Genomic DNA, 12,050 nt, shown 5'->3' on the forward strand with positions numbered 1-12,050 from the left:
TGCTCTCCGCCAGGTTAAACAATCAATTGCCGCAATTGCTCGCACGCGTCGTCATAGCCGCTGCGTTCGAAAATGCCCTGTTGCAGATAGGCCTCCATCTGCGGGTAGAGCGTCATCGCCTTGTCGAGCAACGGGTCGCTGCCGGCGACATAGGCACCGACGCTGATCAGATCGCGGTTGCGCTGATAGCTGGCCAGCATCTGCTTGAAATTGCGTACGCGCCGATAGTGCTCATCATCGATCAGGGCGGTCATCGCACGGCTGATCGACGCTTCGATGTCTATCGCCGGATAGTGACCGGCCTCGGCCAGGCGGCGTGACAGCACCACGTGGCCATCAAGAATGGCGCGTGCGGAATCGGCGATCGGATCCTGCTGATCGTCACCTTCGGTCAACACGGTATAAAACGCGGTGATTGAGCCGCCGCCGCTGATGCCGTTGCCGGCGCGTTCTACCAGCGCCGGCAGTTTGGCGAATACCGACGGCGGGTAGCCTTTGGTGGCCGGCGGTTCACCGATCGCCAGGGCGATTTCGCGCTGCGCCATGGCATAGCGGGTGAGGGAATCCATAATCAGCAGCACGTGCTGGCCGCGATCGCGGAAGTCTTCGGCGATGCGCGTGGCATAGGCGGCACCCTGCATGCGCAGCAGCGGCGACACGTCGGCCGGCGCGGCGATCACCACCGCACGCGCGCGACCCGCAGCACCGAGAATGTTTTCAATGAAGTCTTTGACTTCGCGACCGCGTTCGCCGATTAAACCGACCACAATCACATCGGCCTGGGTATAACGCGCCATCATGCCGAGCAGCACGCTTTTGCCAACGCCGGAACCGGCGAACAGCCCCATACGCTGGCCGCGGCCGACGGTGAGCAAGCCGTTGATGGTGCGCACGCCAACGTCCAGCACCTGCTCTATCGGGGTTCGTTGCAGCGGGTTGAACGGCGCGGTGGCAAGCGGCGCGCGGTAGCCGGTATCGGGAGCAGGCAGTCCGTCGAGCGGCTTGGCGCTGCCGTCCAATACGCGCCCGAGCAGTGCCGGCCCCAGTGGCAGCCGTTTGCCGGCATGTTGGCCTTCGGGAGTAACGCGGGCGTAGACGCGTGCGCCGGGCACAATGCCTTCGACATCTTCCAGCGGCATCAGAAACAGATGCTGGCCGTTAAAGCCGACCACTTCGCTTTCCACCTCTTGCACCTCGCCGGCGTGGTGCCGTTCGATCAGGCAGGTGGCACCGAGCGGCAGTTGCAACCCGGTGGCCTCCAGCACCAGGCCGGTGGCGCGGGTCAGGCGACCGTAACGGCGCACCGCCGGCGCCTGCGCGATGCGCTGTTCCAGCGTATCCAGGCTGGTTAGCCAGCGGTTGAGGCGCTGAGTCATTACAGCTCTCCCGGCGCGGCCAAACGGCACAGTTCATGCCAGCGGGTAGCCAGCGTGGCATCGAGGTCTCCGTCTTGTGCGCTGACCTTGCAACCGCCCGGGTGTAGCTGTCCATCCGCCAGCAATCGCCAACCGTGCAGGCTCAGCGTGACGCCAAGCTGTTGTTCGACACGCTCGTAGTCGTCCGGGTGCACGCGCAACTGCGGTTTACCGCTGAACATCGGCTCTTGTTGAATCAACTGCTGAATTTGCGCCAGCAGAGCGCTGCCGTCGCACACCGGCGGCTGGCCGAGCACCTGCCTGGCAGCGGTCAGCGCCAGCTGCATCAGGCGTGAGGCGATCACGCTGTCCAGCGCGTCCAGCGTATGCTGGAACTCGTTCACCAGGTTTTGCCAATGCTCGGTCAGCGGCTGCTGCTGTTGCTGTCCTTGCAGGATGCCCTGCTGGCGGCCTTCTTCCAGACCGGCCTGGAAACCGGCCTCGTAACCTTTTTGCTGACCCTCGGCATAGCCCAATTGCTGTCCCTGCTGTTGCGCCTGCAAACGCAGCGTTTCCAACTGCCGTTGCGGGTCAGCAGGTTCGTCAAGCGGCAACGGCTCCTGATCCGGCGTCGCCGGCAGCTGTGGTGATGCCACCGCTGCCGGCGACGCCAGGTCGTTGAGCGCCCACGGTTGCCAGGCCAGGCTGTTGATGCGATCAGACATAGGTGTCCTCGCCACCGCCAATGATCATTTCGCCGCTTTCCGCCAAACGACGCACGATCAGCAAAATCGCCTTCTGTTCGTTTTCCACCTGCGACATGCGCACCGGGCCGCGGTTGGCCAGATCGTCGCGCAGAATATCGGCGGCGCGCTGCGACATATTGCGCAGGAACTTCTCGCGCAGCGGTTGTTCGGCCCCTTTCAGCGCGATCAGCAGCGACTCGCCTTCCACTTCCTGCAACAGGCGCTGGATGCTGCGGTCGTCGACTTCGACCAGATTTTCGAACAGGAACATCTCGTCGATGATCTTCTGCGCCAGTTCGCCGTCGTATTCACGCATTGCGTCAATGACCGCTTCTTCCTGCTGGGTTTTCATCAGGTTGATGATCTCGGCGGCGGTGCGTACGCCGCCCATTTTGCTGCGTTTGAGGTTTTGGCCATCGAGCAGGTTGTTCAGTACCTCGGTCAACTCCGCCAGTGCGGCCGGCTGTACGCCGCCGAAGGTGGCGATACGCAACATGACATCGTTGCGCAGCCGTTCGTCGAACTGCGCCAGAATATCCGCCGCCTGCCCACGCTTCAGGTGCACCAGAATGGTGGCGATGATCTGCGGGTGTTCGTCGCGGATCAGATCGGCGGCGCTCTGTGGCTCCATAAAGTTGAGCGTTTCCATACCGGTCGTGGTTTCGCGCGACTCGAGAATATCCTCCAGCAGGCTGGCGGCACGTTCTTCGCCCAGCGCCTTGACCAGTACCGATCGCAGATAGTCGCTGGCATTGACGCTGAGCGCTGCGTACTGCTCGGCGTCGTCTTCGAACTCGCGCAGTATCTCGCTCAACTGCTTGTGTGATACCTGGCGCATGCTGGCCATGGTGCCGCTCAACTGCTGAACTTCACGCGATGAAAGGTGTTTGAACACCTCGGCGGCGCGATCCTCTCCCAGCGTCATCAGCAGAATGGCGCTCTTTTCTGTACCTGTCAGACTCATATCTCGTTACTCATCCATTGGCGGATTACCAGAGCGACCACGCGGGGATCCTTGTCCGCCAGATCGCGGATCCGCTGGCTCTGGACTTCGGCGCTGACGCGCTGTTGCGAACGCTTGTGCTGTACCAGTTCGTCATTGCTCGGCTTGCCGGCTTCGGCAGGGCGGGCGGTGGGCGCACTGGCGGCGGCAATGGCGGCCTGCTGCGCCGCCTGACGCTGTTGCAGCTGCGGGCGAACCAGCTTGCGCCACAGCAGCCAGGCCACCAGCAGGATCAGCAGATAACGGCCGGCGTTCAGCAACTGGTCGATAAACGCCTGCGTTTGCCAGAACGGCAGTTCGCCACCGGTCATTTCCATCTCGGTAAACGGGGAATTGACCACGTTCAGCGTGTCGCCGCGGGCGCTGGAATAGCCCATCGCTTCCCGTACCAGCGACTCAATCTGCGCCAGTTGCTGTTTGCTCATCGGTAGCGGCTTGCCGTCCTTGTCGCTACCGAGCGTGTTCAGCACCACTGCAACCGACAGGCGTTGCACCGCTCCTGATTTATGCTGGGTATGGCGAATGGTGCGATCCACTTCATAGTTGGTGGTTTCATCGCGGCGACTGTTTTGCGGCTGGCGGTTGCCGTTGTCGGTAGTTGCGCTGCTGGCGCTGGTTTGCCGCGCGGCAGGGGCGTTGTTGGCGGCGGTATTGGCCTTCGCCGTGGCGTCGGCCGCTGGCGTTTCAATTGGCGCGCTGGGCGCTGCGCTCGGCTGGTTGGATAATGCCCCTGGTACGCCGCCGATCGGCTGGCCGCCCACCTGATCGCTCAGGCTTAGCTGTCGTGAACGAATCGCGGCCTTTTCCGGCGTCGTGTTCGGCTGATACTGTTCGTCGGTCTGTTCGCGGGTGGAAAAATCTATTTGCGCGGTGACCTGCGCCCGCACGTTGGCGCTGCCGACGATTGGCGCCAGTATTGCTTCAATACGGCGTTGGTAGCGATTTTCGACTTCACTGGCGTATTTCAACTGGGTGGCGTTGAGATCGCGTCCGCTGCCGTCGGATTGGGTCAGCAAACGGCCGGCCTGATCGACCACCGTGACGTTGCCGGGTGGCAAACCGGCGACGCTGCTGGCAACCATATATACGATGGCGTTGATTTGGCCGTCATCGAGCGCACGGCCCGGCTGCAGGTTCAGGGTCACCGAGGCGGAAGGGGATTTTTGTTCACGCACGAACAGCGACGGCTTTGGCAGCGCCAGATGCACGCGGGCGTTTTGCACCGGGCCGAGGGATTCGATGGTGCGCGACAGTTCGCCTTCCAGGGCGCGCTGATAATTGATCTGTTCGCTGAACTGGCTGATGCCGAACTTTTCCTGATCCAGCAGTTCAAACCCGACCGCGCCGCCTTTCGGCAAGCCCTGTTGTGCCAGGCGCAGGCGGGTTTCATGCACTTTTTCTGCCGGGATCATCAGCGCCGCGCCGTTTTCGGCAAAACGGTAGGGAATGTTCATTTGCGTCAACTGCGTGACGATGGCACCGCCGTCACGGTCGTTAAGATTGCTGTACAGCACGCGATAATCCGGGCTTTTCGCCCATAACAACAATGCGACAACGATGGCTATCGCTGCCGAGGCCGCCACCAGCAACGGGATTTTGGGGTTGGCGCGCAGGCGATTCCACTGGGCCTGTAGGCCATTTTCACGATTTTCGCCGGCGGAGAGTGACGCGCTCATGCTTGCCCCTTGCCTGACAGATGAACGATATGGTTAGCGTTGTGTGGTGACAAAACTGGCTCCCTGATGCACATAACTTAACGGACTACGCCCTTTGTCTTTCAGCTGTTTGGTTGTTGGTTGCGCGTGGTCGCAGAGATACAACTCGAAATCCATTGGGTAGATAGCGTCCCCATTTTCGGGATGTCATCTTTGCATTTAACGCCAGGTTTGATGGCTCGATAAGCCGTGTTTTTTGCAGTTAATTAGCCGCTTTAGCGCCATTGGGGTGTGTTAGGGTGTGCAACATCGGAATTGTATCGGGTGCAAACCTGCCCGACAAAAAGCCAATCGGGGGAAGCGTGGCGATTCAAGGTATCGAAGGGGTATTACAACAACTACAGGCAACGGCTCTCCAGGCCAGCGGCGTCACCAACGCCCCTGCGGCGCAGGGAGTCGGCTTTGCCGGTGAACTGAAGGCGGCAATCGGCAAGATTAGCGGCATCCAGCAAACCGCGCGCCAGCAGGCGCAGAATTTTGAAATGGGCGTGTCGGGCATCAGCCTCAACGACGTCATGGTGGATCTGCAAAAGTCGTCGGTGTCGCTGCAAATGGGGATTCAGGTACGCAACAAGCTGGTTGCGGCCTATCAAGATGTAATGAATATGCAAGTGTAGTGCGCCAGCACGGGGATGAGGTTCATCCCCGCCACGGTTAATCAATCACGATATTCCGCTGGTAGATCAATAGGCTTTTTTCATTAACGGCAATCACCCTGACGGGATCGCCATAATGGCTTTTAATCAACTCTGCCATCTCCGGGCTATCCGCGATAAAAAAGTCGCCGCCGCGTGTATACCACCGTTCGTGAGACAACCATCTGCTGGCGGAAATTTTACGCGTATTTTGGTCTATCTCGACCGGCGCAATGGAAATATCACCGTCAATAGACACCGATGAAGCATACCAAAAAGTAGCATAGCCTCGTTGCAGGTGGTTATTTCTGATCGCATCTTTCAACTGATTGACAATTTCGACCGGATTGCTGCGCACGGGCTCAACCCGCCAGCTTCCTGCGGCGGCAATAATAAACACCGCCGTCAGCAAATATGACAACTTTGCGTTCATCTCGATGTTTCTGGCAATAAAGATGGCGCCAAAAATAAATACCGGCACCAAATAACGCACGGCAAAAACGTCGATGGGTCTGTTGCTGGTCAGATAGGCCGGGATCATGATCAATGCTGCCAGCCCCAGGGCGATATCCAACGGGGAAAGGCGCTTGATTTTCTTTGCGACCAGCGCAAGGTTCAGGAAAAAAAGCAGCATGCCAAACAGATTTATCAGGTAAAACACGGCTTGCTTGCTGGCCGGCGACTTGCCAAAGATATCCGCATTGAAATAGAGAATTATCCCCTTGGTGAACAGGTACAGGTTGTTGCCGATATCATCAAAATTGACGAAGGTGGGCGAGGGAATGCCGGGGAGATAAAATCCGCCCAGCGCATCAAACCCGGCAGCAATCATTTTGGCCAGCAGATAGGACAGGATCGCCATGGCCACGACGCCAGCATGCTTCGCTGATTTTCGCTGGTATGCCGCATAGCCGTAGGATAAACACAGTGGCACGACCGCCAGATAGCTGCTGATATCGTCGCTGAACAGGGTAACGGCAAGCAACGCGACCAACGCGGCCAGACAGCCGACGCCACCGCGATTGGCATATCTGTCGGCCAGCATAAAGCAACCGAGTATGTAGATATACGTTCCGATATGTATCACTGGCATCAGGGTGTTTAATGCGGCAAATGCGCCAGGGGCGGCGAAGCCGATAACGATCGGCCACAGATTTTTTTTGCCGTCTTTTACCGCTAGGTAAATTGCAAACACGCTCAATATTGCCAGCATTATTGATGGCAACAGCGAGGATTGCCAGCCACCATAGCCTGCCAGCAGCGTGGCTGTCGCATACCAGATGAGATCGGTAAAATAAAACGAAACGGTAGACAGACTCCAGCCACGGAGCAGAATATTGCCGGCGGCCAGATCCCGCCCCTCTAACAGACCAGACGCACCATCGGAGCTGGCAATAATCCCGCTGGTAATTTGCAGGTATATAAAGCAAAGCAGCACAAACAACGCGAGATACAATGCAGGCTTTTTAATCATTATGATTTTTCTTCCTTAAAATTTTTCTTTATATATCTGGGCCTTTTTTTTGCTTCGGTGTAAATCCTGCCGATATATTCGCCCAGTATGCCGATGCCTATCAGCTGAACGCCGCCGAGGAACAGAATTGATATCAATAATGAGGGGTAGCCGCGCACCGGATTACCAAAGGCCAGGGTATCGAGTATCATCCATGCGCCGTAAAAAAAAGAGATGCCGGCGATGACAAAGCCGATATAAGACCAGATGCGCAATGGAAAGGTCGAAAATGAGGTTATTCCTTCCAGCGCCAGATTCCACAGTTTCCAACCGTTAAATTTGCTGGCGCCGGCAATGCGAGCGTCGCGGGTGTATTCAACAATGGCAATCTTGCCGCCCACCCAGGATAAGACGCCTTTCATAAATAAGTTGCGCTCTGGCAACTGCTTTATATTGTCCACCGTTTCGCGCGACATCAGTCGAAAATCACCGACGTTTTCTTCTATTTTGGGGGTGCTTATTCTATTGTGCAGTCGATAAAACCATTCCGCCGTTTTCCGTTTCATTCGGCCATCGCAGGATCGATCGCTCCGCTTTGCCAATACCACGTCTGCGCCGCGTTGCCATTTTTCCAGCAATAAGGGAATAACGTCGAGCGGGTCTTGCAGATCGACGTCAATAGGGATGATGACCTCGCCGCAAGCCGCTTCCAGGCCGGCGAACAGCGCCGCCTCTTTGCCAAAGTTTCTGGTAAAGGAAATGATTTTCACCAGGGGATCGTCGGCGGCAAGACCGGCAATGAGGGTTTCGGTAGCATCTGTGCTGCCATCATTAATAAAAATGATTTCTACCGGTTGCCGGCTCAACGCTGTATGAGTCCGTACCGAACGATAGAATATAGGTACCGCTTCCTGCTCATTGAATACTGGTACTACCAGAGATATTTTCATTTTCTTTCCTTGAAAACGATATGTTTGGCATAGATATAGCCGCAAAACAGACTGATGCCAGAAAATGCAATAAGCGTTACCCATGGGGTAATGGTGAGTCTATCGGCGACGGCCCCGGTAGCGATGCTCAGCAAACCCATAAAGGCGACGTACATGACATATCTGGCGGTGGTCGCCGTAGCGTTAAACGTCAGCGTGCTATTGGCGAAAAACGAAAAGGTCACCGCCACGCAAAAAGCCACAAAATTACTCAGAGCCTGATCGGCCTTGACCAAGCTGAGCATGGCAAAAAATATTGCCCAATGTATTGCCGTGTTAACCACGCCGATGGCGACATACTTGAAAAAGGACTTGTCCATAAGATTACCCCTAAAGACTCCAGGGGCAGATCCTACCACCTGCCCGGGTTATGGCAACAATGGCCAATGCTTTTGCTGCCATGCTGTTGCCCGCGCATCCGTTTACCCGGCAAATCGGGATCGTTGGTGTAATGCGGGGCGAGCTGGATGAGGCAGGCACCCCTGCGCACGCGTTACGCCAGCCAGCCCCGCCGCGTATGAGATTCACACTGGCCAACATCGCGGTTAATCGCCATGACGCGCTGGCGGTGGCGGCTTATTCGGGGCGCTGATGGCCGCGAATGGCGGTAGGGACAAAGCCAAAGCGTTTGCGAAAACGTTCGGCAAAGCGGGAAGAACTTTCATAGCCGACGTGTTGTGCAATGAGCGAAATCGGCCAGTCGGTGGATTGCAACAATGCCAGTGCGCTGTTCATGCGCACGTCAATCATCAAATTGCGCAGCGCGGTATTTTCTGCCGACAGCTTGCGCCGCAGCATGACTTCACTCATCGACAGACTCTCGGCGACTTTGGCGGCGGTCCATATACTGTGTGGATCGGTTGCCAGGCAACGGCGTACGCGCTGGGTCAGATCCTTCACCTCATTGTGCACGAACTTGATGCCAAACTGCGTCAGCCATAACAGGATCTCCAGCACTTTATGCCGGGTGATCGCCAGCGGAAAGCTGTTGTTCAGCGCCAGTGCCAGATGGGTGGTTTCAAAACTGTGGATAAAGCCGCAGGGGAGATTGCGCAGTGTTTGCACGCCGGCGAAGGCATGGTCCGACATCGCAGGGCCGGGCGGTCTGGTGGCAGCGAACAGTAACGGATCGCAGGTCAGCAACTGGCAGCTGAATACGCCATCATCCGAAAGGCCATTAATGATATCAACGGTTTGGCCTCCGTCTATCATCATCAGCTCCCCAGGGTACGCCACCAGTTCCTGCTGTTGCCAGCGGATGCGCTTGTGGCCTTGTTGGATCAGATATAGATGCGGTTGCTCGAAATATACCGAAGAAAATAATAATTCAGTATGCTGAATAAGGTGCGCTGAAGCGCCAATTCCAGGGCAAAGATTAATTGTACGTTCCATCGATATTCGTTTCGCTGCCAGTCTCTAAGAATATCTTTACGCGTTGCGGTGCGTTGGAGCAACTGTTTTCCATGCGTTGGGCAGTACAACGCCATGTGTCAATGGTCAAAAATCAATTTCCTGCTGAACAGAAAACGTCCGTGTTGAAGTAATAAATATCCATAATATATATGCCAATACGCGCATCGCGATAATTACGCGGTGGGGAATAATTCAAACGCTAATGATATAAACCCCTTTAGGGTGATTGTGTCGCTACCCAATCCATTAGCCCCCTTGAGGGAGGACCATCAGCGGATCTGCGGCTCGCCTAACAGCAATGCGCGATCGTGAAATTGCCCGTAAGTGCTGTTAACGACATTTTGCCGCGTCGACTGGCCGATCAATTCACGTAGTTCGTCCATCCGCGCCTGTAGCAAGGCGCGCAATTGCGTTTCGTTGTCCAGGATCTGCTGCAATTTATTGCGCAGCAGTTCTTGCAAGGCGAGTGACGATTCCATCACGCCGGCGAAGTCGGCGGTTTTTTCCACCGAGGTCACATAGGTCAATTCCAGTTCCACCAACTGATCCCAGTGACCGGTTTTAGCCAGAGCGATCATTTGGCTGCTCAGGGTATATATTTGCTGATAGGCGGATAGCAGTTGCTGTTGACGTTCCATTAAACGGCGTCCTGAGAAGGTTGATAGTTGGGGCCAATCTGGCGCCAGGCGTCGGCAATATTGTCCAGCAGCTTGACCACCTCTTCAATAAGCTGTGGATCGTTATGCAGATTAGCCTGTAACAATCGACGTTTCATATAGTCATACAGCGCGGCAAGATTATCCGCTACCTCGCCGCCCCGCTGGTGATCGAGACTGTTTTTCAGACCATTGTCGATAATATTGATTGCCTTGGATATCGCCTGACCCTTGCCGGCAATATCGCCCTGATCCATCAGAATTCGTGCGCGAGACAGGGCGCTCTGCGCCCCGTCGAATAGCATTACGATTAACTGATGCGGGCTGGCACTCATTACGCCACTTTCCAGACTGACCTGTGCGTAGGCCTGCGTTCCGCTACGGTTGTACATGCTGTTTTTACCTGGTGAAAATCTATTTATTTGGATGAGAACTGTTGGGTTAAATACGTACTGGTGCCATTCAGTTTCGACATCATGGTATCGAGCTGAACGAACTGTTGTTTATACCGATCGATGGTGTCCTGAATACTTTCCGTCACGCGGGTAATTTGCGTATTCAACCGATCGAGATTGCTGTTAATGCTTTTGGTCGAGTTTTCTATTACGCCGCCGGCTTTGATATAAGTCTGAATTTCATTATGGATCTCGGTGGCCATACCGGTGTCTTTACCGTTGCCGGCAAAGAAATTTGCTACCTGCTCCGGCTTTTCATCCACCGCTTTTTTCAGCTTTTCATCATCGACTTCCAGTTTGCCGGTTTTGACGTTGGTGGTAATACCCAGGTTGCCAAGGCCTTTTAATTCCGGGTTATCCTGCGCCGCGCTTAACGCGCTTTTAATCGAAGACTGCACGCCACGCAGGGTGTTGTCGCCCAGCAACGCACCGTTTTTTGCCGATTGTTCTTCACCACTTTTTACCGGGGTGTATTTGCTGAGTGAGGTAAAGGTATCCAGCAGCGAGTTATAGCTGTCGACCCAGGCTTTGATTTTTTCGGTGGAGCCGTTTTTATCGGTGCCGATCACCAGATTTTGCGGTTCGCCGGGTTTGGTGGTGGTTTTCAGATCCAGCGTAACGCCCTGCAACGCATCGGCGATCGAATTAGTGCTGCGCTTGATTTTGGTGCCGTTGACGGTGATTTCAGCGTCCTGGCCGGCCACCGTCTCTTTCATCGCGCCGGTGCCGCTGGCGGAGTCGTAATTGAGAATGCCGCCGAGCTTGGCGTCGTTGTTGACCGTCAGGCTTACCTTATTGTTGGCACCGGTGGTGGTAGAGCTGATGGCCAGTTTGTACTCGTTGTCGCCAACGCGCATAATGCTGGCATTGACGCCGGCTTTGGCACCGTTGATTGCATCACGCATTTCGACCAGCGAGGTTTGATCGTCACCGAGCGGTATATTCACCTGTTTTGGTGGGTGGCCGGCGGTGATCGAAATCGAGCGATCGGCGGCACCGCTGCTACCGAGCGGGCTGGTCTGATCGGCAATGCTGGCCTGGGTGGTCAGCGTTTGCGGCTGTGCCAGTTTGTCGACGGTAATGGTGTAGTTGCCCGGTACCGTTTTGGCGTTGGTGGTGACGCCGAACTGGTCGTGTGCGCTTGCCGTGGTGTTGTTGAAAAACTCTGGTTTGGCCAGGTCCTTGCTCAGATTGTCAAACTTCTCCAGTGCACCCTTTAACGTGCCGTAGGCCGTCAGTTTGGCGTTGTAGCTGGTCTGTTGGCTGGTATACGGCGTCAGGCGCTGCTGTTCCGCTTTGCTCAGCTTGTCCAGCAGGCCGTTGAGGTCAAGTCCTGAGCCGATGCCTAATGAACTGATCGATGCCATTCGTAATTCTCCTAAGGTCAATGACTTTATTCGCTTTACGCGTTATCGGCCAGATGAGGGAAAAGTTTACGAGGAAAATCAAAAAACGATGGCGTAATAGAAGAGGGAAATCATGCGTTGTTTAGCGCATTGGCAGCGAGCAGAAAAATAAATAAAAAATTGCTAAAGGTTGCCGGGGCAGGGCCGATACCTGAGGGGACGGTGGTTGACGCCGTGGGCAAATGCCCGAACCTTTTAATTGTGAATGCGAATGTCGCAACTTC

Annotated in this window: 12 protein-coding genes; 1 reads left to right on the plus strand and 11 read right to left on the minus strand. The window is 55.7% G+C overall.

What is annotated here, in order from left to right:
* Positions 1-14 precede the first annotated feature (14 nt).
* Genes fliI through fliF form a run of 4 tightly spaced genes read right to left on the minus strand, consistent with a single transcriptional unit; the run spans position 15 to position 4,780 of the window.
* Positions 15-1,376 carry a flagellar protein export ATPase FliI gene (gene fliI, locus NYE85_RS13475; protein ID WP_259005273.1) on the minus strand — a complete coding sequence of 454 codons (1,362 nt, stop codon included), beginning with the start codon at positions 1,374-1,376 and terminating at the stop codon, positions 15-17.
* Positions 1,376-2,080 carry a flagellar assembly protein FliH gene (gene fliH / locus NYE85_RS13480; protein ID WP_259005274.1) on the minus strand — a complete coding sequence of 235 codons (705 nt, stop codon included), beginning with the start codon at positions 2,078-2,080 and terminating at the stop codon, positions 1,376-1,378. The genes fliI and fliH overlap by 1 nt, the downstream gene beginning before the upstream one ends.
* Positions 2,073-3,065, minus strand: a complete 993-nt coding sequence (gene fliG, locus NYE85_RS13485) for a flagellar motor switch protein FliG (protein WP_004961521.1) — start codon at positions 3,063-3,065, stop codon at positions 2,073-2,075. Before fliG ends, fliH begins: the two co-directional genes overlap by 8 nt.
* Positions 3,062-4,780 (minus strand): flagellar basal-body MS-ring/collar protein FliF, encoded by a 1,719-nt coding sequence (gene fliF, locus NYE85_RS13490; RefSeq protein WP_259005275.1) that lies wholly within the window; start codon positions 4,778-4,780, stop codon positions 3,062-3,064. Before fliF ends, fliG begins: the two co-directional genes overlap by 4 nt.
* Before the next feature lie 341 nt (positions 4,781-5,121).
* Here fliF and fliE point away from each other — a divergent pair, with 341 nt between their 5' ends.
* A complete protein-coding gene (gene fliE / locus NYE85_RS13495) occupies positions 5,122-5,436 on the plus strand; it encodes a flagellar hook-basal body complex protein FliE (protein ID WP_259005276.1) in 315 nt (104 codons plus the stop codon).
* Between the two features lie 37 nt (positions 5,437-5,473).
* On the opposite strand, the gene NYE85_RS13500 is transcribed toward fliE, so the two are convergent.
* The 7 genes from NYE85_RS13500 to fliD all read right to left on the minus strand — a co-directional run bounded on the left by NYE85_RS13500 (position 5,474) and on the right by fliD (position 11,787).
* Positions 5,474-6,928 (minus strand): hypothetical protein, encoded by a 1,455-nt coding sequence (locus NYE85_RS13500; protein WP_259005277.1) that lies wholly within the window; start codon positions 6,926-6,928, stop codon positions 5,474-5,476.
* Complete coding sequence (locus tag NYE85_RS13505) at positions 6,928-7,857, minus strand: glycosyltransferase family 2 protein (protein WP_259006327.1); 930 nt, start codon at positions 7,855-7,857, stop codon at positions 6,928-6,930. Before NYE85_RS13505 ends, NYE85_RS13500 begins: the two co-directional genes overlap by 1 nt.
* A complete protein-coding gene (locus NYE85_RS13510; RefSeq protein WP_259005278.1) occupies positions 7,854-8,216 on the minus strand; it encodes a GtrA family protein in 363 nt (120 codons plus the stop codon). Before NYE85_RS13510 ends, NYE85_RS13505 begins: the two co-directional genes overlap by 4 nt.
* A gap of 256 nt (positions 8,217-8,472) precedes the next feature.
* The gene (locus NYE85_RS13515) at positions 8,473-9,288 is read right to left on the minus strand and encodes a helix-turn-helix transcriptional regulator (RefSeq protein ID WP_259005279.1); all 816 of its coding nucleotides are present in this window, start codon (positions 9,286-9,288) and stop codon (positions 8,473-8,475) included.
* A gap of 290 nt (positions 9,289-9,578) precedes the next feature.
* On the minus strand, positions 9,579-9,947 hold the full coding sequence (gene fliT, locus NYE85_RS13520) for a flagella biosynthesis regulatory protein FliT (protein ID WP_004961541.1): 369 nt from the start codon (positions 9,945-9,947) through the stop codon (positions 9,579-9,581).
* Positions 9,947-10,357: a flagellar export chaperone FliS gene (gene fliS / locus NYE85_RS13525; protein WP_259005280.1), complete on the minus strand. Its 411-nt coding sequence runs from the start codon at positions 10,355-10,357 to the stop codon at positions 9,947-9,949. Before fliS ends, fliT begins: the two co-directional genes overlap by 1 nt.
* 26 nt (positions 10,358-10,383) lie before the next feature.
* Positions 10,384-11,787 carry a flagellar filament capping protein FliD gene (fliD, locus tag NYE85_RS13530; protein WP_259005281.1) on the minus strand — a complete coding sequence of 468 codons (1,404 nt, stop codon included), beginning with the start codon at positions 11,785-11,787 and terminating at the stop codon, positions 10,384-10,386.
* Positions 11,788-12,050 lie beyond the last annotated feature (263 nt).

It is taken from the genome of Serratia sp. AKBS12 (genome assembly GCF_024793895.1).
GTDB lineage: Bacteria > Pseudomonadota > Gammaproteobacteria > Enterobacterales > Enterobacteriaceae > Serratia_F.